The sequence below is a fragment of the Paenibacillus sp. KS1 genome, from assembly GCF_001680695.1.
GTDB classification, from domain to species: domain Bacteria; phylum Bacillota; class Bacilli; order Paenibacillales; family Paenibacillaceae; genus Paenibacillus_B; species Paenibacillus_B suaedae.
Map to the genome: position 1 here is coordinate 17,257 of NZ_MAIS01000041.1, position 22,788 is coordinate 40,044.

Genomic DNA, 22,788 nt, shown 5'->3' on the forward strand with positions numbered 1-22,788 from the left:
ATCGATGAATAAAATGGGTTGGTATGGAGGAGCGGGTATTGCGCTTCTCCTTTTGTCCGTTGTAGGATGTCTTGCTGTAGGCTCTGTACAAATGCCAATGGGGGAAATTGCTCAAATTCTTCTTCATCATATTCCAGGGCTGGATCAGTTCATACCGGTCACATGGGATGACGCTTCCGCGCAAATTATGATGAAGGTACGCTTCCCACGAGTTCTATTGGCAATGCTCGTAGGGGCGGCGCTTGGGGTCGCAGGTACTGCATTTCAAGGAGTGCTGCGCAACCCGTTGGCAGATCCGTATACATTAGGGGTATCTTCAGGGGCTTCTGTTGGAGCCGCATTCCTTATTTACTTCGGTTTGCAGTATTCGCTGTTCGGCGAATGGACGATTCCTGTCGTTGCATTCGCTACAGGGGTAGCGACCCTAATGTTCGTCATTAAGCTGGCCAGTGAGCAGGGGAAGATTCCAATCGAGACACTGATCTTATCTGGAGTCGTGATGCAAGCCTTTCTCGGCTCCATCGTCTCCTTTCTTGTAGCCATGACAAATCAGACGATCAATGAGATTTTGTTTTGGGTGATGGGCAGTTTGGCGATGCGAGGCTGGTCTTATACAGTGGTGCTCGCTCCTTATTTGGCAATTGGCATTGTTATTCTTATTGCATATGCAAGACCGCTTAATTTGCTTGCATTAGGTGAGCGGCAGGCCTCGCATCTCGGACTTCATGTAGAGCGGACGAAATGGGTAGTGCTGCTGACGGCAACGATGATTACGGCAGCTGCCGTATCTGTCTCCGGCGTCATCGGCTTTGTCGGATTAGTCGTTCCGCATCTGCTGCGCTTAATTGTAGGCCCTGATTATCGATATTTGATACCGCTCTCAGCAATTGGGGGAGCGATATATGTGATGTGGGCAGATACGATTGCCCGTACGGCATTCGCACCGACAGAAATCCCACTTGGGGTTGTAACCGCGTTTCTAGGTGCGCCATTCTTCGCCTACTTGCTTATGCGCAATAAGCGAGCGAAACGGGGGAAATGGTCATGACACAGCGAATAGAACATCTTCCGAAAGCAAATCTAGATCATGCAGAGAGCAGCAATCATGCTATTCAAATGGAGAAGGGCAACATCATTGAGGTTCAAGGACTGAGCAAGCATTACGGTGAGAAGCATGTGCTGCAAGATGTGGATTTCGCTGTGGAGTCTGGGGAGTGGGTTGGCATCATTGGTCCGAACGGTAGTGGCAAGTCCACGCTTCTGTCTTTGTTGTCAGGAGTGGATCGACCTACTTCTGGCTCTATACAGCTTGCTGGTCAAATGCTGGGTACCTATAAGCGTAGAGCACTATCTCAGATGATGGCAGTGCTGCAGCAGGAAGCGCTTCCGCCACTTGGATTTACGGTGCGCGAAGTGGTTGAGATGGGACGTTTCCCATTTCAATCATGGCTTGGATCAGAATCCGAGGATAGTGGAGAGATTGTAGACCGGATTATGGAGAAGCTGCAACTGACGGAGCTGGCTGACTATCCGCTTGATCGGATTAGCGGCGGGCAGCGCCAACGAACGGCATTGGCCAAATTAATGGTGCAATCCCCTTCTGTAGTCCTGCTGGATGAGCCGACGACGTATTTGGACATTCATTATCAGGTGCAATTTATGGATATTGTTCGGGAGTGGCAGCAGGATTGCGGGTTGACGGTCGTATCCGTGCTCCATGATTTGAATTTGGCTTCTTTATATTGCGATAGGCTTGTTGTCATTCATGGAGGCGGCATTGCTGCTGAAGGCACACCTGAGCAGATCATGACTACGGAGCTGCTGTCACGTATTTTTGCCACAGAGACGACGGTTGTGCCGCATCCCGATACGGGCCGCCCTCAGATTCTTATTCGACCGAAGCTAGGGTTATAGACGGCCCTGGAAAGCATAAGTTGCTGTAGTTTTGCAATAACGAAATTTATAGCATTCCGCTTGAAAATCGATAACGATGAATATAGTGGATGTTGCATGGAACAAGAGTGGATAGGAGTCATAGTCAGAAAGAACCACAATCTGTGCACGGATCTAAGATCACAACTAAGAACTGAAAACAATCATTTGCACATTTAAGAACAGAACTAAGAAATGAATACAACTATATGCACATCTATGAACACAAGCTTGAACACATGAAAATCAATTTGACAACGGAGATGAGCAGCATGAATGAACGATTGAATCAACTGATCGCACAAATTAAGCCCTTGGATGAGCAGGCAATCCAATCTGCCATTGAACATCAAAATCAATTGACGAAGCCGCCGGGAAGCTTGGGAGTACTCGAGCAGGTTGCGATTCAAGTTGCAGGTATTACAGGAGAGGTTAAACCACAATTCGAGAAGAAGGCCGTTATTGTCATGGCTGGCGATCATGGAGTATGTGAGGAAGGCGTTAGCGCATTCCCATCCGAAGTGACACCGCAGATGGTGTATAATTTCCTCCGTGGCGGAGCTGCGGTCAATGTTCTGTCGCGCGAAGCTGGTGCAGACGTGGTATGTGTCGACATCGGTGTCAATGCGGACTTGGACGATCCGAAGCTTGTATCGCGCAAGGTGCGTAAAGGAACGGCGAATATGGCGAAGGGGCCTGCTATGTCGCGAGAGGAAGCAATCTCTGCGATTCTAGTAGGCGTTGATATTGTGGAGCAGTACGTTCGCGAAGGATACCGCCTGTTCTCGACAGGGGAGATGGGCATTGGAAATACAACGGCGAGCGCGGCGATGCTGTGTGCATTTACTGGAATGGAGCCTGAAGAGGCAGTAGGCCATGGGACAGGCATCGGCGACGCGCAGTGGAAGCATAAATGCAATGTGGTACGGCAAGCGCTTGAAATCAATGCACCGAATCATGAGGATGCATTGGATGTATTGGCGAAGGTAGGCGGGCTGGAAATTGCCGGTCTTACGGGTGTTATTCTAGCTGCGGCGGCGAATCAGGTTCCGGTTGTGATAGACGGGTTTATCTCCAGTGCGGCTGCTCTGGCTGCTGTACGATTAGCTCCGGCGGTACAGCCTTATCTTATTGGCTCGCACTTGTCAGAGGAGCGGGGGCATACAGCGCTGCTGTCTGAGCTGAAGCTGAATCCTTGCTTGCATGTGCAGATGCGTCTTGGCGAAGGGACTGGCGGTGTGCTGATGTTCCAGCTAATTGATGCTGCAGTGCGGATTATGCGGGAGATGGCAACATTCGCAGAGGCGGGTGTAACCAATAAGGAGTAATCGCGGGCTGGCATGCCGGGATTATGGCTCCAAGTGAACAAGAATACTATCGTAGTCAAACAAGCATGATGAATGCATGTATGATGTCAAACTAGGATATTCAATCTAGTATTTTGAAGCAAGGATGAGTGAGCATGGGGAAAATTGTACTCGTAACAGGCGGAGCACGCAGCGGGAAGAGTACGTTCGCTGAGCGATTATTTATGAAGTTGTCCCCGCAGGGCGGTACCTATGTTGCGACCGCTGAAGCTCATGACGAGGAAATGAAGGAGCGCATCAGGCTGCATCAGGCGAGTCGTGAGGCATCTGGATACGCGTGGAGCACAGTGAACCAGTCGTTAGATCTCCCGGATTGGTTGAGTGAAGAAGGACAGCCGACAGTGCTCGTTGATTGCTTAACGATCTGGCTGTCCAATGAGCTTCTGCGTGCAGAGCAGGAGGATGAGGAACGGATGGAGGCACAGTTGGAGTGCCGTATTCGCGACATTCTGCATGCGCTTCAAGGTATTCAGCAGCGTGATGGTGTCATCGTCATGGTAACGAACGAGGTTGGCAGCGGCGTTGTGCCTGCCTACAAGCTTGGACGAGTGTTCCGCGATGCAGCGGGCCGGCTAAATCAGCGAATAGCAGCACTTGCAGACGAAGTGTATTTGGTTACGGCTGGGATTCCGATAGAGCTCAAGAGCAGGATGGTTGTGCTATGAAGCAATATGTACATGCGTGTATTGCTGCCATGCAGTTCCTGACCCGCATTCCAATCCCGAAGGAAGTACCATTCACGAATGAGGTGCTGAAGCGCAGCACCTTGTTCTTTCCCGTCGCGGGCGGGGTAATTGGATTGATTGTGTGGGGAGCAGGAGCTGGGTTGGCATTGCTGCTTCCGACAGGGCCAGCAGCGGCAGTAACGCTGGCGCTTATGCTTCTGCTTACAGGCGGACTGCACATGGACGGACTGATGGATACAGCGGACGGCATATTCAGCAGCCGATCCCGTGAGCGTATGCTGGAGATTATGAAGGACAGCCGCGTTGGGGCGATGGGGGTTATTGCATGCGTCTTGATGCTGCTGCTGAAGTGGTCGTTGCTTACCGCCTTATTTGACGAGAATGCCTGGAATGTCTGGATCGTCATTCCGTTCATCTGGTCGCGTGCCGCTATGGTATGGGCGATGACCAATGAACCGTATGCACGGGCTGAGTCTGGGCTGGGCAGTTATTTTCAAGGGCTCAACCGGAATCATGTGGCTGCAGCATATGGCTGTGCTTGGCTGCTGACTGCAGTGGCTGTTGGAGCTATGATGCTTCCGATTCGAATCAGTTATCTGATGACGATGCCAGCGGGGATTATCTCGGGTTGGCCTTGGTGGCTGCTCATTGCTTCGCTGCTGTTAGGAGTTGCAGCGGCATGGGCGGTATCTCGATACTTGTCTAAGAAGCTCGGTGGCCTGACAGGTGATACTTACGGCGCGTTGAATGAATGTACAGAAATGGTGTTCATGCTGCTGCTGGTGCTCTTGTGTGGAATGAAAGGGTGAACGTGAGATGGATGAACAGTTGAAGAACAACGTTCCTGCTCAAGGAGATAAGGTGCCCTTGACAGCGCTGGCCTCTGTTTCGGATCAAGAAGAAGCTGGTCAGAAGAGAATCTTTAAGGCAGAGAACGAACGAAGTAAGCCCGGACGCGGACGGACGATCATGCTGCAGGGCACGGCTTCTGATGTGGGCAAAAGTGTTGTGACCACGGCGCTGTGCCGCATTTTGAAGCAGGATGGATATAAGGTGGCGCCGTTCAAGTCGCAAAATATGGCGTTGAACTCTTACGTAACGCCTGACGGCAAGGAGATAGGGCGTGCACAAGGCGTGCAAGCCGAAGCATGCGGGGTTATGGCGACGACGGATATGAATCCAGTGCTGCTGAAGCCCATGCAGGAAATGAGCTCCCAAGTCGTCGTACACGGCAAGCCCTATCAAAATTTGAGCGCTCGCGATTATCGCTCCAGCTTCCTGCCTGAGGCGAAGCGCATCGTCGTTGACGCGGTCAATAGGCTCCGCGATGAGTATGATATTGTCGTCATGGAGGGGGCAGGAAGCCCAGCGGAAATTAATCTCAAGCATAATGATATTGTGAACATGAACATGGCTGCCTGGGCAGATGCTCCAGTTATCCTCGTCGCGGATATTGACCGCGGCGGCGTATTCGCGTTCATCGTCGGGACATTGGAGCTGCTGGAGCCGCATGAGCGACAACGAGTTCGCGGCATCATCATTAACAAATTCCGCGGCGATGTGTCGCTGTTGCAGCCGGGAATCGAATGGCTGGAGGAACGGACAGGCATCCCGGTACTTGGTGTGCTTCCTTACGCCAATGATCTCGATATTGAGGCAGAGGACTCTGTTGCTCTCGAACAGTGGAAAGGCAAGGCAGAACCGGAAAATGATCTGGATATTGCCATAATGGCTTTGCCTCATATCTCAAACTTTACCGATATTGATCCATTAATAGCTGAGCCTGATGTTCGCGTTCGATATGTGAGAAAGCCGGAGGAGCTGGGCAATCCCGATGCAATCGTCATTCCGGGAACCAAAAGTACAATGGCTGATCTTGAGTGGCTGCGCAGCACGGGATTGGCGGAAGCTGTTCAGCACTACGCAGCACAACATCTAGGGTCAGTTGCAGGTATCTGCGGCGGTTATCAGATGCTTGGCCAGCATTTATCTGATCCAGCAGGAGCTGAGGCAGAGGCAGGAGCGACCATGGAGGGATTAGGCTTACTCCCACTGGCTACGGAATTTGCCGCCGAGAAGCGAACTGAGCGGGTATCGGGTGTCGTGAGCGCATCGCAGCTCGTTGGAACACCCACGCACCAAGTTCCCGTTGAAGGGTATGAGATTCATATGGGGCGTTCTACGATCACGACACATACCGGCACCGGCATTGAAGCTGAGCCCCTATTCAGGCTTGATGGCGATGGGGGAGCAGATGGCTGTGTAACGGAATCAGGACGTCTATTTGGAACGTATATGCACGGTGTTTTTCATAATGATGCCTTTCGCAGGGGCTGGTTGAACGGGCTGCGTCTCAAGCAAGGGCTCACCCCTCTCCCGACGATACTGAATTATAATGCGAAGCGTGAGGATGCATTTGATCGGCTGGCTGACTTGGTGCGGAGCAACTTGCAGATGGATGTGCTGTATCGCATTCTTCAAGTAGATAATCCAGAGGATTGAGTATAGCTGAGGGGATTCGAAGGAGCAATCGGACACAGCAGCAGGAGAAGGATGGGAATGCACGAATTTGAAATGATTTCCCTATCGCCTTCTGCTCTTGCCTCGACGTACTAAAGACATTACAATCAAGGGAGTTCGGGACATGGTTGCCGAGGTCCTTCTTTTTTTGCATAAGGCTACGATGGCTGTTGATTTGTTCATGCAATGATTCTAGACATTGTACTGAGCAATTCATGGGAAGGGCGTTTCGAAGCTTCCTTGATAGGGTACTGAATTTATTACGATGCGCTTTATAAGTACTGTACAGGTGCTGCATTGCTTGATGCACTGCTGATGGACATCGGAAGCATGGTCCATTGCTGCTGTACAACTGCTTAGCAGGCGAGAGAGGATTTGCGTGTATGCTTACGATACTGATTGCCATTTTCACGATCCAAATCGTATATGTCTCCTTTTTTACGCTGCGGATGATTCTGACGTTGAAGGGGCAGCGCTACTTGGCTGCAACGATCAGTACGGTAGAAATTATTATTTACGTGCTCGGCTTAAATATGGTGCTGAAGTACTTGAACGAGCCAATTAGTTTGATTGTGTATGCGGCTGGTTACGGTATTGGTGTCCTCGTCGGGTCATGGATCGAGGATAAAATTGCACTTGGATATGTCGTGCTGAAAGTAATTGTCAACAACCCGCACAGTGAGCTTCCGAATCATTTGCGCGATCACGGCTATGGAGTAACGACATGGATCGGCAGCGGCCGAGACGGCGAACGCTTAATGCTCGAAGTGCTGTCACGGCGCAAAAATCGGAATAAGCTCCAGGCTTCAATCCTCGATATGGAGCCAAAGGCTTTTATTATTACATCTGAACCATCACAGCTGCATGGCGGCTTCTGGACAAAGGTGACACGGCGTTAAGTCGCAGTGAGCCTTTGTCTTTTTTTTGGGTACGTATTAACAGTGCTGTTTATTGGCTATATTGGGTATATCGCTTAACACAAATGAAAATAATAAAACCGTCCTTTTTGTAAGGGCGGTTTTTTGTTGTTTTTACTTATGTGGCAGTGGTTAATATATATTTATAAGTCTAACTTATATATAGATTTTTCATAGGTCTAGATAACAGGAAAATGCATGAAAGTTTACATGAAAAAATATATATGTAATAATAAACATAATTGTTTTCATCGTTTTCATAGCTATGAAATATATTATCTAATCTTATAAAAGAGGTGAGCGATGCATGATTCAATTCCAGCATGTGAATAAGGTGTATGAGGATGGCTTTCAGGCGTTGAAAGACATCAATCTTGAGTTCAAGAAGGGAGAGCTAACCGTTCTTATTGGACCGAGTGGCTGCGGGAAGTCGACCACAATGAAGATGATTAATCGTCTCATGACTCCTTCCAGCGGCACCATTCTCATTGACGGCAAAGACGTGTCGTCGCAGAACCCCGTAGAACTCCGCCGCAACATTGGTTATGTCATTCAAAATATAGGTTTATTCCCCCATATGACGATTGGGAATAACATTGCAGTCGTCCCACGGTTGAATAAGTGGGAGAAAGAGAAGATCGACCCTAGAGTCGACGAACTGATGCGTCTTGTTAATCTAGATCCGGAAATTTACCGCAACCGGTATCCTTCTGAGTTGAGCGGCGGCCAGCAGCAGCGTATAGGTGTGGCGCGCGCTTTTGCAGCAGATCCGGATGTTATCCTGATGGATGAACCATTCAGTGCGCTTGACCCGATCAGTCGTGAGCAATTGCAGGATGAATTGATTCGGTTGCAGCAGGATTTCAACAAGACCATTATTTTCGTTACACATGATATGGATGAAGCGATCAAAATCGCGGATACCATCGTACTCATGAAAGATGGAGTGGTCGTGCAAACAGGCTCACCGGAAGCGATTCTCCGGCATCCGGCGAATGATTTCGTTCGTACCTTTATTGGACAGAAGCGTCTCGAGAGCGAGTCCCCAATAGAGATTCCTACTGTAGATGAGGTAATGGTGACAACACCAGCGACGGCATTCCCGAACCGCGGTCTTGCTGAAGCGATTAAAATGATGGAGCATCGCAAGGTAGACTCCTTGTTCATCGTAGATCGTGCCAAAAAGCTTCAAGGCATCGTGTCGATCTACAACGTACTCGATCAATACGGCGAGGAAGGCAAGACGGTCAAGGATGTCATGAAACCAATTGGCTATTCGGTACCAGCGGGAACGCCGCTGCCAGATGCCTTGAACATCATGAATGATCATCGCTTGACGAATTTAGCGGTGATCGACAATGCGGGAACCCTTGTAGGACTCATTACGCGGGGGAGCGTCGTCAAGCACTTGTCCGAGGTATATCCAGCTGTCGTCGATAAGCTGGCCAAAGCATATGCGGAGGAGGCGTAACGGATGATGAATGAATGGTGGGCATTCTTTCAGGAGCGCGGTGCCGACATCGTTACGGCACTCCGTGAACATTTGACGATTACAGCAGCTTCCGTGCTGCTTGGCTGCTTGGTTGCAATTCCATTAGGAATCCTGCTCGTCTACAATCGCGTGAAGTGGGTGAACAGCATCGTGTTCTTCGGCGCGAACTTGTTGCAGACGATTCCGAGCTTGGCATTGCTTGCTATTCTGATCCCTCTGATGGGGATTGGGATGAAGCCTGCGATTATTGCTTTGTTCTTGTACTCCATTATGCCGATTCTGCGCAATACGTACGATGGCTTCGAGTCGGTCGACCGCGGTGTGCTGGAATCTGCTCGAGGTATGGGGTACGACACGATGCAGCGCATTCTTCGCATACAGCTCCCTCTGGCACTTCCTTATATCATGTCGGGGATACGAATTACGACGGTATATATTATCAGTTGGGCCACGCTTGCAGCACTGATCGGTGCAGGTGGTCTTGGACAGCTTATCGTATCCGGTCTTGGCGTAAATAAGCCGGAATTGATCGTTGCGGGAGCTGTTGGGGCCATCGTACTTGCATTCGTCATTGACGCATTGCTGGGCTGGCTTGAACGAGCACTGACACGCCGTTTCGGACGGACGAGCAGCATGGCCGCATAAATTTGCCGTACGTGAACGGGGTGGACAGTTCGGAGAAATGTACTAGGGCAATTGGTTTATTTGTTTGTCTGTTGCTAATTTTGCGGTCAGACAGGTGAGAATTGCCGAGAGTTCGGAGTTAGCTGTAAATGGTAGACTGACACCTTCCAGGAGATGATTGTCAGTTGTCATGGATAGCTGTGCTAAACGTCTGAATGAAGGAGGACACGCAGATGAAGATGCGACACAAATGGGCTGCTGGCGGTACTGCACTTATGCTGGTGATGACATTATTGTTGTCCGCGTGCGGAACCGATAATCGGATAGTCATCGGCACCCAGACATTTTCAGAAACAAAGATTATTGCAGAGATGTATAAGGCGCTTATTGAGGATCGTACAAATATCAAAGTTAAAGTGCTGCCGGATCTGGCGGCGAGTCCCGTTGTTATCAATGCGATGAAGAAGAACGAGGTGCAGATGGCGACCTTGTATTCGGGTGAGATTTTCAACAACCACTTCCCTGTCAAGGAAACGAAAGATCGCGGGGAAGTGTTGAAGCAGGCTCAAGAGGGCTTCGATAAATATTTTGATTTTAAGTGGTATGAACCGCTTGGTTTCGAAAATACGTATGCCTTCACGATCCAGAAGAAGCTGGCGGATGAGAAGGGGTATAAGGCGATTTCGGATGTAGCGAAGGATGCTGACAAGCTGCGGCTTGGTGTCGATACGACATGGCTGGAGCGCGATGCGGATGGATACAAAGGATTTCAACGAACCTACGGCTTCGCCTTCGGAAAAGAGTTCCCGATGGAGATGAGCCTTGTCTATGAGGCGGTGGCGAACAATCAGGTGGATATCGTGCTTGCGTATTCGACAGATTCGCGGTTGAAAGCATACAATCTAACCACGATTCAGGATGACAAACAGTTCTTCCCGCCTTATGATGCATCGCCAGTGATTCGCAAGGATGTGCTGGAGAAGCATCCGGAGCTGAATGACGTGATCGGACTGCTTCTGGGAACGCTCGATGAGAAGACGATGATTGATCTCAATTATCAGGTGGATATTGAGAAGAAGAGTGAACGGGAAGTAGCGGTAGCTTATTTGAAACAAGTCGGCCTATTGCAGGGCGAATGAGAGGAGGATATGGATGAGTAACTACGAATGGTCAATTGCAGATTTACTGGCTTACATGGGAAGGAACAGCGGCATGCTGTGGGAGTATTTTGTGACGCACGTGATGATGGTATTAGGCGGCATTGTTCTGGCGCTCGCAATTGGTATCCCTCTCGGTGTGCTCTGCTCCAAGAATGAGAAGCTGGCCAAGTTCATTCTGGCCGTGACAAGCATGCTGCAGGTCGTGCCGAGTCTGGCGCTGCTTGTGCTGTTAATGCTCGTATTCGGACTTGGAACGACGACCGTGGTCGTTGGCTTGTTATTGTATTCCTTGAACCCGATTGTACGCAATACGTATGTTGGCTTGAAGCAGGTGAACGGCAGTTACGTGGAAGCGGGACGAGGGCTTGGGATGAGCTCCTTGCAGCTGCTGTTTCAGGTGCGATTTCCACTTGCACTGCCCTATGTTATTTCTGGACTTCGCATCGCGGCTGTCATTGCAATCGGGGTTGCAACCATTGCTCCACTCGTTGGTGGCGACGGACTAGGAAGAGAGATTTATTCCGGCTTGAACGGGCAGAACCCGCTCCGACTGTACGCAGGAGCGATCCCGGCGGCGTTGCTCGCTATTGTTGCTGATATCATATTCGGTGTGCTGCAGCGCAAGCTTAATTTCGCTCATCGTACTTCTAATTCAGGATCCAAGCAAGGTGCCGCGTCTTCGAAGTAAGGCAAGCGCATGATGAATGAAAGTAAATTTGAACGATACATGCTGCGAGGCATGATCGAGAAGGAAGCACCGGGAATCGGTGCTTCTTTTTATGGACTGATCCAACTGACAGGACGAATGTGGTACGAAGAGTTAGGATGTGAACAAAACATGAATATCTTTATATTATTGTTACATTTTGGAATAATTGCGTTATACTCAAAACGAACTGGGTTGCTTTTACGGGCGAGCTTGTAAGCAGCGAGTCAGATCAACCGGAAGCAAGAACGCCCCATATCAATGACTTGATCGGGGGACAGCAAAAATGGGACAAGCATTGCTTCAATTGTACTCTAATGTACAGAATGCGAATTTAGAGATGCAGGAAGACGTTTATTATCAATTTCGCAAGCTTGTATATGCGGACATTTATGCCATCGTTCAAGATCGCTCTTTAACGGAGGATGTCATTCAAGAAGCCTCGATGAAGGTGCTGGCTAATGTCCATCGTGTGCAGCATCCTGCCGCTATACGATCATGGGTCAAAAAGGTCGCGCGCCATGCTGCGTTAGATGTTCTTCGCAAAAACAAAAGCCACTATGTCCAACCAACTGGGTTCATGATGCACATGGCGAACCCAACCTCGCTTTCTACAGAACCTGATATATCGATTAAAGTAGAGAATAAAATGAGAGATTCCTTGCTGCATCAAGCAATATGGGAATTGAAGTCCCACTATCGGGGACTGCTTCAAATGCATTATTTTGAGAATAAATCGTATAAGGAGATGTCCAAGGAGTTGCACTTATCCGAGCAAGTGATCAGCCAACGTCTGGCCAGAGCGCGGAATAAGCTGCGACATCAATTTTTAAAGAAATGGTCGTAAGGCTGAATATCAGATTTTATATTGTTTTCGTTAGAAAAGTCATCGTGGATGCGTCTTTAGTAATAAGACCTTCCGTTCCTCCCAATTACAAGGTCTCATACAATGACGAGAAAGGGGTAAGTCCACGATGAAGAAAAAGTTTTCAATCGTAACGGTGCTAAGCCTCGTCCTGCTGCTTGTCTTTCAAATGAGCGTGGTGTCTGCAGCCGAAGGCAAATTCTCAGAAACACTGCCGGCAACCATGCAAGAGAATGAATTATCACTTCAAGCCACAATGGATCATGCGGAGCCTGTTACACAACTGGTGAAAGCCGCGCCTGCCGAAGGCTTGGACGGCACTTTGGAGCATACGATCACAGCTCCCATAAATTTGAATGATGCCGAGGCAATATTGCCTCAATCAAGCGCCCTGCGCACATTGGCAGAGCCATCCAACACGGTAACGACCGCCACATATAGCGGGGTTATCCCGAAGGAAGGAGAGGCGGTTCATTTATATCCGATATACGTGAAGCCTGGCGACGTACTTCAGGTACAGTTGGATCCACCATTGTCTCCTCAGTTGAACTACGATTTGTATTTGTACGAATTCGATATGGCGACAGGCAATCTCAATACGACACCAATCGATTACTCGATTTACGGAACATATATGAATAATTACGCCAACGGAACGCGCACGTTATCAGAAAACGTCGGCACCAAAAACACGACGTCAAGAGATAAAGCATATCTCGTCGAGGTTCATGCCAAGCAGGGCGGAAGCATTAATGATCCGTTTAACGTCACACTTGCCATCAGCTCAGAATACGACGCCTATGAGACGGATGAAAATGCATTTCACGCTTACGGATTTACGGTAAACACATCTGGGTCATCATTGAACACACGCTCTATCAGCTCCCCCATTGATAATGATTGGTTCACTATCACTGTACCAGAAAATCGCAATTATGACGCTTTGAATCTCACGCTGGATGCCGCCTCAACAAGCAAAGGATATAAGGTTGAGGTGTACGGTGCTTATGAAGGCAATCAGATGAAGCTATTGTCGTCTCCGACAGATCGAAATGTACGAATCGGAACCGGATCGTTCTATGTTCGCGTCTACACGACAGGCCAATATGACAATAGCAATTATATGTTGACGGTGAGACCGGTGCTGCGCGCAGATAAAATTGTCATTACCGGCTTTAATTCGAAGGAAGGCCCGAACGATTATCCTACTTACCGCTACGGCAGGCATTTCCGAGCTAAGGATTCGCTCACGGTATACGGCAGGGTGAGCACCTCAGATAATTATGCAGTAGCTAATGCGAAGGTGGATGTTCTGTGGTTGAATGAGAATTGGACAGAGGGAAGCGGCAATCGTACTCGTACTGCTTCCGTCTATACAGATGTGAATGGGAACTTTACGGCTACATTCGGACTACCGGCTTCAACAGGAAGTATTGCTGAATTCTTATCAGGGCCGATTAATTTTACGCATTACTATGATTTAAGTGGTGTGAACGTCCAAGTCTCCGAACGTCCGAACGTATATGCAACAGACATCATTTATCACTTCGCATACAGCCTATACGGAGGAAGAAGTTAGTTTCGCGACGATTTACGGCGAGTGTGCTCGTGATGAATGATTCTTGCTCTTCAAATTCATAAGTAAGCTGCACAAAGCCTCCAATACCGCCTTACTCGCGGGTTGGAGGCTTTATTGTATGCATGCAGGCGTCAATTGCTCTTATGCAGCAGCGTGAATCTCAACAAATCAAACCAATGAAGCTCCTCCGTCCACGACAAGGATTTGTCCTGTTGTGTATTGCTCTTTCATGAGGTATATAAATGCTTCAGCTGCGTCTTCCGGCTCGCCAAGCTTGCCGACTAGAAGTGTCTTGGCGGCCGAGTCATCCATGGCGGCTAGCTGTTCGTTCGTGAGGTGGTTCCATAGCTCTGTGCGAATCATTCCGAAGGCAATGGCGTTAACCCGAAGCGGGCGCAGTTCGACAGCTAGTGCTCGTGTCATTGCTTCAATTGCCCCGCATACACTGGCTGCAACCGATAACCCAGGATTTGGTCTTGCCGCCGCTACACCGGAAGTGAAGGAGATGGAGCCTCCTGGCCGTATGTTTGGACTTCCATACTTAGCGGCCGTGAATGCTCCCCAGTAACGCAGGTTAAAAAAACGACGTGCCGATTCTGAATCCATCGCATGAATCGAATCAATAAGTAAAGCCTCACCCGCCGTAAAGATCAAGTGATCAAATTTCCCGACCCGATTGAAGAAATCTTGCTGTTCTGTTTCATTCGTTACATCCACGACATGCCCTTCCGAGTTGTCAGGCAGTCGCGACAAGGCATGCTCAACCTTATCGGGCTGACTAGATACGACAACTACGGTCGCCCCTTCCAATGCTGCGGCTCTGGCCGTAGCGAAGCCGATTCCAGAAGTTCCTCCCAGAAGGAGGACTTTCTTATCCGACAGACTTCGGTTCATTTCCATATTCCTCAGTGCCACCTTTCTGTTTCCTCAGTTTATTATCATCTACAGGTTTCTGCGTCCCTTCACGAACGGACTCAAGGAGATTATAATGAGTCTAACCGAATCCAAATAGAACAGCATTTATGGTAGTATTGCAAATACTACTTATGTAAAAGTAGAGATGCATTTCATCCTGATATGGAGTTGTATGTCATGGATCACATCAGAAGGCGAAAAGAACTAGCTAATTTTCTGCGAACCCGACGAGCTCGCTTATCTCCGCTTCAGGCCGGTCTGCCGGCAAGTAATTCGCGTCGTCGCATTACCGGACTTCGAAGAGAGGAAGTAGCGAGTTTATCAGGGATTTCATTGCCGTGGTACATGGCATTGGAACAAGCACGTGATATTCGCGTATCGGAGCAAGTGCTCGAAAGCTTGGCACGCACCTTGCAGCTGACCAAGGCAGAACACGATCATCTCTTTATATTGGCTAACAATACTCAACTCCCTCAAGCTCACGTCTCGACAGATCCCATTTCCCCTGCACATCATCTCATTCTTGACAGACTAGGGACGTATCCCGCTTATATCATCGATGGTCATTGGAATGTTCGAGCTTGGAACGACATGACGGCTTCATTATGCGGAGATTTTAATCAGATGAGAGGAATCGAGAGAAATGTACTATGGCGCGTTTTTATAGTGGAGGGGTGCAAATCCCGCATCGTGAATTGGGAGCAGGTCGCCAGAAATTTATTGGCCTATTTCAGAGGACAGTATGCTGTTCGCCTAAACGATTCATGGTATGAGGAATTAGTTCTGCAATTGAAGGAAAGAAGCAATAAATTCCGTTTGTGGTGGGAGGAGCATGAGGTTGCTGGTCATCTAGAAGGAGAACAGGTGGTGCAGCATCCGACGGCAGGTGTTTTGCCGTTTCGCTACAGTTCATTTCCCATTTCGGATAATGAAGATTTGTTGATGCGCATCTATACACCGCTTGATCCTTTAGGTTCAGAGCCGAAGTTGGCATGTTTATTGCGGAATTCGCAATGAGGTAATTTTGATATCCAGTTTCTTACTGATAACATGTTTGGATCACTAACGTAGATTCAGCGCAGTGGAGGGGGAGATTTCAGGAGTTTGGTTGAAGCATTGGGATGTCCAGATCGAATATGAAAATGTATGAATAAATGACGACAGAGACGCTTCCATCCCCACAACTATGTGGTTTCGGTGGCGTCTTTTGCGTATCTTATGGGAAGAAAAGAATTGACCGAGTCTCATAAGATCTTAGGGAGTATTCGTAAATCCATCGATAGGAATGACTTATAGTTTCTTACTGACTTGAGTGCTAAGTGTACATCATTGTATATTATTGGACGATATAATAACTAGGTATATTCCGAAATTATCCATATTTATTTTGCGGTTGGCCAAAGCAAGTATGTCAGTGTGCAGGAGGCAGTTATGAAAATAAACAGTGTACTAATTTCGCCGAAGCTGTATGACAGCAACGGACAAATGAGCAAGCAGATGAGAACAGTAACCGGAATAATGAATGACGTCCAGCACGACTCCGTTGAAATCAGCCCGACCGGACGGCAGCTATCTGTCGGAGCTATTGAACATCACGTTGGTTCTTACTATGGCAATGCGAATATCCATGAATCCTTGCAGCGCATATTGGAAGGGAAATCCCCTGAAATTAGGAAAGCTGTCTATACGATTATAGAATCCAATCTTGCTCCTGGCGGATCTGTTCCTGATGAAGTCGATCGTTACGCCTTGCAGGAACTTGGGCTAACCCAAGCCAAGTATGTTGCACGGCATTATTTTGACAAAGAAGAGGGTTCCGAATTGCTAAGCACGCTCAATAACATAGCTGTGTTATCCCGAAATCCGGCAGGTGGAGCGGCAACTGGGGCAAATCCATACAGGGAACCCACGCCAAAACCGGTCGGAGCCCCTGACGACTATGTCAATATTACAGATTTAATGAGACGGTTTGCGCCTGACAGCCACCAACAGATGGAGGAAGCTATCATCAATGGTGGTGACTGGTTTGGTGTTCTGATGAAGTTTGCACAGCAAATCCCGCAAAATAAGGACTGGATGAAGAAGTATCGAGAGGAAATGGATGCTGCTAAGAAAGAGGCCTTGCCTGTGAAACTAGATAGCCGTTTTGATAAAGCGAACCTGATGGATATGCAAACATTTAGCAAGGATGTTCAACAGATGCTTCAGCAATTGCCGAGAATCGATCGTGAAACAATGGATCGGAACAACGCCTATTTTGCACATGTAATTGGACACACGGTGGCATCAAAAAATTGAATTGTTGATACAGAGTCGCGCTTTTAGGGGAATATAAGCTGCGGCTCTTTTTTTATATACGCCGAAAAAATACACATTTTTTTCAATTCCATATGTCAATATTGACACAATAGAGGGTGAAGGATTACACTAGAAAGAGAGCCATGTCGTCTAAAAGCTGTGACATGGATGTACGGGCGCATTAGAAATCGATTATAGAAAGCTGTGATGTATGTCTATGGAAGAACAAGGTCAACCTATGATGACCAACCGTATGTTCTGGAGTATTATTTTCGCTATATTTTTCGGCAACTTCTTGGCCGTATTAAGTACGAATACAGTCAATATTGCGCTGCCTGTCATGATGAATCATTTCAATACCGATCTGACAACTATCCAATGGGTATTGACGGGATTTATGCTGGCAACAGGGATTATTGCTCCTGCTGTTGGATATTTGGGCAACCGATTCAGTACGAAGCGGTTGTATGTATTTGCCCTTAGTGGGTTTGCGATTTGCTCGATATTGTGTGCAATTTCGTGGAGCGAGTGGAGCTTAATCGTCTTCCGAGTCCTGCAAGGGATGTTCAGCGGCATTATTATGCCAACGACGATGTCGGTCGTCTATCAAGTGATTCCCCGTGAACGGCAAGCGATGGCGATAAGCCTGTGGGGCTTGTCTGCTATGCTCGCACCCGCAGTGGGGCCGACACTCGCCGGATTGATTGTCCATGTTGGGGATTGGCATTGGCTGTTCTGGATGAATGTGCCGATTGGATTGATTGCGATTGTGTCGGTGCTGCGCTACATTCCGATGTATCGTATTTCGAGTGGAGAAACGTTTGATAAGCTTGGTTTCTTCTCCGTCGCGATGGGCAGTCTGTTACTGCTGCTTGCCTTTGGCAATTTGTCCAATTGGGGATGGGGCTCCTGGAAGACAATTGGCTGCATCATTGTCGGCACAATTATCTTAATTGCATTCGTTCGACGCTCACTCCGCATTGAGCATCCGTTGCTGAATTTCCGAGTGTTCCGGTATAAACGATTTGCCTTCAGCATGATCCTCGTTACGATCATTACCATTAGCTTGTATGCGGGCGCGTTATTAACGCCGTTATTTCTGCAGCGGGTACAGGGCTCCTCGACGCTTGTATCAGGTTTAGTCCTCCTTCCTGCATCAGCGCTAATGGCTTTCGTGATGCCGTTCACAGGACGCTGGTATGAACGGTTCGGCCCAGTGAAACTGATCACTACCGGTCTGCTGCTGATGGTGATTGGTACGTACGAGCTGGGACGATTGCAGGTAGATACGCCTCACAGCTACATTACGCTGTGGATGGCAGTTCGCAACGTAGGGATTGCTCTTGCCAATACGCCGATTTTGAATGCAGGCATGTCGGCAATTCCGCGGGAGCTGTCTGGGTACGGATCTTCGATCAACAGCTGGCTGCGTCAAGGGATGGCAAGTTTGTCTATCGGCCTGTTTACGTCCTTGCTGGCTGTACGCGCGCTTCATCATGCAGGGGATCTGCATGGCGTGATCGCCGACGCGACATTGCTGAAAAATACTGCATTCACGATGAGTATCAATGAGGTGAACATGATCAGCATGGTCATGACCTTAATCGGCTTGCCATTCGTCTATTGGCTTGGGAAGACGCCGAGTCATGCAGCAACGGCGAAAACAGCAGCCGATTAACAAAGAATATCATGCCCAATAGTAGGGCTGTGTAACATCGACCCGTTCTATGTAGTCATACATGGAGCGGGTTGTTTTTATGGGCAAATTTACAAGTTCAGTGTACAATGGAAAAAGAAACGTTGCATTTTCTTATTTTGATATCAACTTGTTGAAATCAAAATAGAAGTCGCAAAGTGTTGTATGCTGTATTGGTGCATGTCAGTACATTTTATGATGTGATAGGTGATGCACATGGTGGATAAGAACAAGAAGCTGGTGGGTGTCGGCGCTGACTTGCCAAGTGATGTCATTGTCTTTCATTCCGAACAGCAGATGAAAGCTCATTTGCCTTGCAAAATGTATAAGCTGGATCATACGTCAGGGAGTATCTGGGACCATACCCATGACTATATACAGATTTGGTATGTTGTTCGAGGGGAGTTCAAGCATTCCATTAATCATCGGACTTATAACATGGTGAAGGGGAATATATTCGTCATTCCGCCCTATGCCGTACATCGGGTCGATATGATTCCTGATCAAGGAATGGAAGTGATCGGATGTGAGTTCCTGCCTCATTTTATCAACGAACGATTTGAGCAGTTGGAATGGAGCGGAGAGTGCTTCGATTTTTCCTATTTGGAGCAGTTTCTGATCGATGAGAAGCACGTGACGCCAAAGGTAGCCTTGACCGGAGAGACCGATATGGAAGTCGGTCGATTGCTTACGGAAATGTTGGAAGAGTACCGGGGGGCAAAGCGATTTTACGAGTTGGTGCTCAAAGCAAATTTATTGAAGCTTCTCTCTGTCATCATTCGTGAATATTCCAAGCTGGCAGATAAGCCGAGTGAAGAGGACGAGCGTGTTGAGAAGTACCGAGAGATGATGAAGGCTGTAATGGACTATATTCATGAGCATTTTGCCGAGGAGCTTAGGCTTGAGCGTCTGTGCAGGCAATTCAACATTTCCAAAACATATTTCTGTTACTTGTTCAAACGATTTACAGGCAAAACATTCAACGACTATCTGATCGACTTGCGTGTGAGCAAGGCAGCGCACTGGCTCATCGCGACGGATAAGTCTGTCACTGAAATCTGCTTCGGCACTGGATTTAATGATTTGGCCTATTTCTCACGCATGTTCAAGCGCCATACAGGCATGTCGCCCTCGAAATATAAGAAGCAGGCGCTTGCGAGTCCATTGTCATAAGCCTGCTGCTTGACGATGCATTTGAAGATTTTGTATACTAAGAGATATTACGAAGCAAGGGGAGATTTTGATGTTGGTGAGCGTTCTTAACTAGTCAATTCCATAGTGAGGCAACGGTTTTGCTGCAGGTGTATGTTCGAATTTTGTCATAGGAACATCCCTGAGAACAAACGTCCAGCGTGACGTTTATTTGAGCATGCTGTTATTAGTCCTCCGGAAACGAGTTAAGAACAGCGGATAAGCAAATCTACGCCAGCATTCCATTCTCTTGGTGCCCGGATCCGTGCTGTATGCAGCACGTTTTTTTTGTAATTATCGTGAATTGTGTGCACTCCACCATAGGGGCACTCAAACATGGCCTGGGACAGTTACTGATGAGAACAAGGAATATATAGGCAGAGTATGCACTTACGCATGCTCTGCCTTTTTTGCGTTATACAGACGATACCCGGCATGAACGATACATGCTGCTGTTTTCCGTGAACAGAATCCTTCTTTCCGTGAGGTCATAATATGCGGCTGCTCTCCTACAACAATCAAAGGAGAATCAAGAGGCATGAACGAAACAATGCTGCAAAGACTGGATTATCATAAGGTTAAAGAAAAAGTATCGGAATATGCGGTTTCTTATGCGGGAAAAAGCCACGTCGAGAAGATGTGTCCGCTCACGAATATCGATGAGGTACGAAGAGCGTTGGCAGAAGTGACGGAGGCAAGTGATATGCTGAAGCAGGGGGCGAGTGTACCGCTGCCGACCTTACAAGGGATTGAGCATATTATCTCGCTCGTGAATACAGGTTACGTATTCTCGGAAGATGATTTCACGAATGTGGCTGTCTTTCTGCGCAGCTGCGCCCAATTGAAGAAGTATATGCGCGCGAAGTATTCGATTGCGCCTACAGTAAGTCAATATGCTGCGTCGATGTATGAACTGGAGAGCATAAGGGATGAGATTGAGCGCTGCATTCGACATGGTCGAATTACAGATGATGCGAGCAGGGAGCTAAGCAGAGTCCGGCGGAAGGTTATGCAGGTGGAGAGTCGCATCAAGCAAAGACTTGACGGTCTGATGAATAAGCATAGAACACTAATGCAGGAGCATCTGGTAGGGATGCGCGGGGGCAGATATGTGCTGCCCATTAAGAAGGAGCTGCGCAAGCAGTTCCATGGCACCGTGTTGGATGAATCAGCAAGTGGTCAAACCGTGTATATGGAGCCGACAGAAATTGCCCATCTTCAGCATGATCTCGCCCAGTGGCGGATTGCAGAGTCGCAAGAGGAAATGAAGGTGTTGAGCCATTTAACCGAATTGCTGGAAAGATCGACGCCTGAGATTAAGATAAATGTGGATACCGTTGGGGTATATGACTACCTATTCGCGCGAGCGAAATACAGCCGTGCGATAGAGGGTCGACCGGTACAGTTGAATGATTGCGGCATCATTGACATTCGTAATGCGAAGCATCCACTGCTAGGCGCGCATACGGTGCCTCTTACATTTCGAATCGGGCGTGGCTACTCCTGCCTGATTATTACGGGACCGAATACGGGAGGCAAGACGGTTGCCTTGAAAACAGTGGGACTGCTTACGCTTATGGCGCAATCTGGGTTGCTGGTGCCGGCCCAAGAGAACAGTCTGTTCTCCGTATTTCGCAACGTATGTGTGGATATCGGAGACGGCCAGAGCATGGAACAGTCGCTAAGTACATTTTCGGCCCATGTTACGAATGTGATTCATATTCTTGAGGAAGCCGATGCGTCCACGCTTGTATTATTTGACGAAATGGCGTCCGGTACCGATCCTGGTGAAGGGGTTGGTCTGTCAATCGCCATATTGGAGGAGCTGCGGAGAAGAGGATCAATTGTACTTGCCACAACGCACTTCAATGAAATCAAGCATTTCGCAACTGCTACGGCGGGCTTTGAAAATGCAAGGATGGAATTCGATGCAGACACTCTGCAGCCGCGATATCAGCTGCGCATTGGGGAAGCTGGAAGCAGCTATGCCTTCCTCATTGCTTCAAAGCTGGGTCTGTCAGCCGATATTATTAGCCGTTCACAGCATGTTACACAATCGCTTAGTGCAGGAACCTTCCGAGCTGAGAATGCTGCTGCTGCATCAGATGGGAAGTCTGCAATTTCTGAGGCTGATGCACCCAACGGAGAGATCTCCATTTCCAGAGGAGAACAGGGTTCAGACCGAGATGAGGCAGAGGATAAAGCAACGGCTGTTGAGACAGTAACCCTCGTCGAAAGTGATGGCAGCGCAAATCTTCCTGTGAGCAGAGAAAAGGAAAGACATGCAACACCTACAGAGGGTACTAAGGAGTCTAAGATTTCTAGGGAGACTAAGATTTCTAAGGATTCCGATAACAGCAAGAACCCTCCTGCTAAGCTGCAAAAAGGGGACTGCGTCTATATTGCTTATTTGAAGCGTACGGGCATCGTGTATGAGGAAGAGGACTTACGCGGCAATGTAGGGGTACTCATTCAGCACCAGAAGGTGAAAATTAACAAGAAACGCCTCACGCTGTACATTGAGAAGCAGGATTTGTACCCGGAGGACTATGACATGGACATTGTGTTCGAGTCGAAGGAGAATCGCAAGAAAAAGAAGATCATGTCCCGCAAGCATGTCGAGGGCATCACGATTGAGTATACATCTGAATAATGAGATAACGCCATGTGAAGAGGCCTTCTATTTTATTAGAGGGTCTCTGTTCGTGGTGGATCCGACATAAACAAAAATATTCTGTAAAAATGAGACAAACGTCCTGGGCAGAAGCAATTTGCTAGCCAAAGCGGATACCGCATCTTTGTCTCCTTCTCCCTGTATATTCCTGTATTAGAGAAACAAA

The 22,788-nt window shown here is 48.2% G+C and carries 19 protein-coding genes; 18 read left to right on the plus strand and 1 reads right to left on the minus strand.

Features of this window, described 5'->3' with window-relative positions:
- Positions 1-4 precede the first annotated feature (4 nt).
- The 13 genes from BBG47_RS15085 (at position 5) to BBG47_RS15150 (ending at position 13,848) form a co-directional block, all read left to right on the plus strand.
- Positions 5-1,048 carry a FecCD family ABC transporter permease gene (locus BBG47_RS15085; protein WP_028531710.1) on the plus strand — a complete coding sequence of 348 codons (1,044 nt, stop codon included), beginning with the start codon at positions 5-7 and terminating at the stop codon, positions 1,046-1,048.
- A complete protein-coding gene (locus BBG47_RS15090) occupies positions 1,045-1,914 on the plus strand; it encodes an ABC transporter ATP-binding protein (protein ID WP_175400545.1) in 870 nt (289 codons plus the stop codon). The genes BBG47_RS15085 and BBG47_RS15090 overlap by 4 nt, the downstream gene beginning before the upstream one ends.
- A gap of 290 nt (positions 1,915-2,204) precedes the next feature.
- Positions 2,205-3,260 (plus strand): nicotinate-nucleotide--dimethylbenzimidazole phosphoribosyltransferase, encoded by a 1,056-nt coding sequence (gene cobT / locus BBG47_RS15095; RefSeq protein ID WP_065292391.1) that lies wholly within the window; start codon positions 2,205-2,207, stop codon positions 3,258-3,260.
- Positions 3,261-3,394: 134 nt separating this feature from the next.
- Complete coding sequence (gene cobU / locus BBG47_RS15100; protein ID WP_065292373.1) at positions 3,395-3,964, plus strand: bifunctional adenosylcobinamide kinase/adenosylcobinamide-phosphate guanylyltransferase; 570 nt, start codon at positions 3,395-3,397, stop codon at positions 3,962-3,964.
- Positions 3,961-4,794, plus strand: coding sequence for an adenosylcobinamide-GDP ribazoletransferase (cobS, locus tag BBG47_RS15105; RefSeq protein ID WP_065292374.1), 834 nt, complete (start codon positions 3,961-3,963; stop codon positions 4,792-4,794). The genes cobU and cobS overlap by 4 nt, the downstream gene beginning before the upstream one ends.
- Before the next feature lie 7 nt (positions 4,795-4,801).
- Positions 4,802-6,487 carry a cobyric acid synthase gene (locus BBG47_RS15110; protein WP_083189321.1) on the plus strand — a complete coding sequence of 562 codons (1,686 nt, stop codon included), beginning with the start codon at positions 4,802-4,804 and terminating at the stop codon, positions 6,485-6,487.
- A gap of 401 nt (positions 6,488-6,888) precedes the next feature.
- On the plus strand, positions 6,889-7,404 hold the full coding sequence (locus BBG47_RS15115; RefSeq protein ID WP_021256341.1) for a DUF2179 domain-containing protein: 516 nt from the start codon (positions 6,889-6,891) through the stop codon (positions 7,402-7,404).
- 325 nt (positions 7,405-7,729) lie between these two features.
- Entirely contained in the window at positions 7,730-8,893 is a 1,164-nt protein-coding gene (locus BBG47_RS15120; RefSeq protein ID WP_021256340.1) for an ABC transporter ATP-binding protein, read from the plus strand.
- Positions 8,894-8,899: 6 nt separating this feature from the next.
- Positions 8,900-9,559: an ABC transporter permease gene (locus BBG47_RS15125; RefSeq protein WP_028531715.1), complete on the plus strand. Its 660-nt coding sequence runs from the start codon at positions 8,900-8,902 to the stop codon at positions 9,557-9,559.
- Positions 9,560-9,771: 212 nt separating this feature from the next.
- Entirely contained in the window at positions 9,772-10,677 is a 906-nt protein-coding gene (locus BBG47_RS15130) for a glycine betaine ABC transporter substrate-binding protein (protein WP_065292375.1), read from the plus strand.
- 13 nt (positions 10,678-10,690) lie between these two features.
- Entirely contained in the window at positions 10,691-11,386 is a 696-nt protein-coding gene (locus BBG47_RS15135; RefSeq protein ID WP_065292376.1) for an ABC transporter permease, read from the plus strand.
- A gap of 304 nt (positions 11,387-11,690) precedes the next feature.
- Entirely contained in the window at positions 11,691-12,251 is a 561-nt protein-coding gene (locus tag BBG47_RS15145) for an RNA polymerase sigma factor (RefSeq protein ID WP_065292378.1), read from the plus strand.
- Positions 12,252-12,378: 127 nt separating this feature from the next.
- On the plus strand, positions 12,379-13,848 hold the full coding sequence (locus tag BBG47_RS15150; RefSeq protein ID WP_065292379.1) for a hypothetical protein: 1,470 nt from the start codon (positions 12,379-12,381) through the stop codon (positions 13,846-13,848).
- A 168-nt stretch (positions 13,849-14,016) separates the two neighbouring features.
- Here BBG47_RS15150 and BBG47_RS15155 read toward each other — a convergent pair whose 3' ends face one another.
- Entirely contained in the window at positions 14,017-14,748 is a 732-nt protein-coding gene (locus BBG47_RS15155) for an SDR family oxidoreductase (protein WP_065292380.1), read from the minus strand.
- Positions 14,749-14,940: 192 nt separating this feature from the next.
- Here BBG47_RS15155 and BBG47_RS15160 point away from each other — a divergent pair, with 192 nt between their 5' ends.
- The 5 genes from BBG47_RS15160 (at position 14,941) to BBG47_RS15180 (ending at position 22,601) form a co-directional block, all read left to right on the plus strand.
- Positions 14,941-15,780, plus strand: coding sequence for a helix-turn-helix transcriptional regulator (locus BBG47_RS15160; protein ID WP_065292381.1), 840 nt, complete (start codon positions 14,941-14,943; stop codon positions 15,778-15,780).
- Between the two features lie 414 nt (positions 15,781-16,194).
- Complete coding sequence (locus BBG47_RS15165) at positions 16,195-17,061, plus strand: hypothetical protein (protein WP_065292382.1); 867 nt, start codon at positions 16,195-16,197, stop codon at positions 17,059-17,061.
- A gap of 211 nt (positions 17,062-17,272) precedes the next feature.
- Positions 17,273-18,739, plus strand: coding sequence for an MDR family MFS transporter (locus tag BBG47_RS15170; RefSeq protein ID WP_254659831.1), 1,467 nt, complete (start codon positions 17,273-17,275; stop codon positions 18,737-18,739).
- A gap of 234 nt (positions 18,740-18,973) precedes the next feature.
- Positions 18,974-19,930 carry a helix-turn-helix domain-containing protein gene (locus tag BBG47_RS15175; protein WP_083189323.1) on the plus strand — a complete coding sequence of 319 codons (957 nt, stop codon included), beginning with the start codon at positions 18,974-18,976 and terminating at the stop codon, positions 19,928-19,930.
- Between the two features lie 556 nt (positions 19,931-20,486).
- Positions 20,487-22,601: an endonuclease MutS2 gene (locus BBG47_RS15180; RefSeq protein ID WP_065292383.1), complete on the plus strand. Its 2,115-nt coding sequence runs from the start codon at positions 20,487-20,489 to the stop codon at positions 22,599-22,601.
- Positions 22,602-22,788 lie beyond the last annotated feature (187 nt).

Excerpts from the sequence above, each read along its gene's own strand:
- BBG47_RS15125 (WP_028531715.1), top strand. The coding sequence starts at position 8,900 with ATGAATGAATGGTGGGCATTCTTTCAGGAGCGCGGTGCCGACATCGTT.
- BBG47_RS15090 (WP_175400545.1), top strand. The coding sequence starts at position 1,045 with ATGACACAGCGAATAGAACATCTTCCGAAAGCAAATCTAGATCATGCA.
- BBG47_RS15085 (WP_028531710.1), top strand. The coding sequence starts at position 5 with ATGAATAAAATGGGTTGGTATGGAGGAGCGGGTATTGCGCTTCTCCTT.
- BBG47_RS15115 (WP_021256341.1), top strand. The coding sequence starts at position 6,889 with ATGCTTACGATACTGATTGCCATTTTCACGATCCAAATCGTATATGTC.
- BBG47_RS15160 (WP_065292381.1), top strand. The coding sequence starts at position 14,941 with ATGGATCACATCAGAAGGCGAAAAGAACTAGCTAATTTTCTGCGAACC.
- BBG47_RS15110 (WP_083189321.1), top strand. The coding sequence starts at position 4,802 with ATGGATGAACAGTTGAAGAACAACGTTCCTGCTCAAGGAGATAAGGTG.
- BBG47_RS15180 (WP_065292383.1), top strand. The coding sequence starts at position 20,487 with ATGAACGAAACAATGCTGCAAAGACTGGATTATCATAAGGTTAAAGAA.
- BBG47_RS15120 (WP_021256340.1), top strand. The coding sequence starts at position 7,730 with ATGATTCAATTCCAGCATGTGAATAAGGTGTATGAGGATGGCTTTCAG.
- BBG47_RS15170 (WP_254659831.1), top strand. The coding sequence starts at position 17,273 with ATGTCTATGGAAGAACAAGGTCAACCTATGATGACCAACCGTATGTTC.
- cobS (WP_065292374.1), top strand. The coding sequence starts at position 3,961 with ATGAAGCAATATGTACATGCGTGTATTGCTGCCATGCAGTTCCTGACC.
- BBG47_RS15155 (WP_065292380.1), bottom strand. The coding sequence starts at position 14,748 with ATGGAAATGAACCGAAGTCTGTCGGATAAGAAAGTCCTCCTTCTGGGA.
- BBG47_RS15145 (WP_065292378.1), top strand. The coding sequence starts at position 11,691 with ATGGGACAAGCATTGCTTCAATTGTACTCTAATGTACAGAATGCGAAT.
- BBG47_RS15175 (WP_083189323.1), top strand. The coding sequence starts at position 18,974 with ATGGTGGATAAGAACAAGAAGCTGGTGGGTGTCGGCGCTGACTTGCCA.
- BBG47_RS15130 (WP_065292375.1), top strand. The coding sequence starts at position 9,772 with ATGAAGATGCGACACAAATGGGCTGCTGGCGGTACTGCACTTATGCTG.
- BBG47_RS15150 (WP_065292379.1), top strand. The coding sequence starts at position 12,379 with ATGAAGAAAAAGTTTTCAATCGTAACGGTGCTAAGCCTCGTCCTGCTG.
- BBG47_RS15165 (WP_065292382.1), top strand. The coding sequence starts at position 16,195 with ATGAAAATAAACAGTGTACTAATTTCGCCGAAGCTGTATGACAGCAAC.
- cobU (WP_065292373.1), top strand. The coding sequence starts at position 3,395 with ATGGGGAAAATTGTACTCGTAACAGGCGGAGCACGCAGCGGGAAGAGT.
- BBG47_RS15135 (WP_065292376.1), top strand. The coding sequence starts at position 10,691 with ATGAGTAACTACGAATGGTCAATTGCAGATTTACTGGCTTACATGGGA.
- cobT (WP_065292391.1), top strand. The coding sequence starts at position 2,205 with ATGAATGAACGATTGAATCAACTGATCGCACAAATTAAGCCCTTGGAT.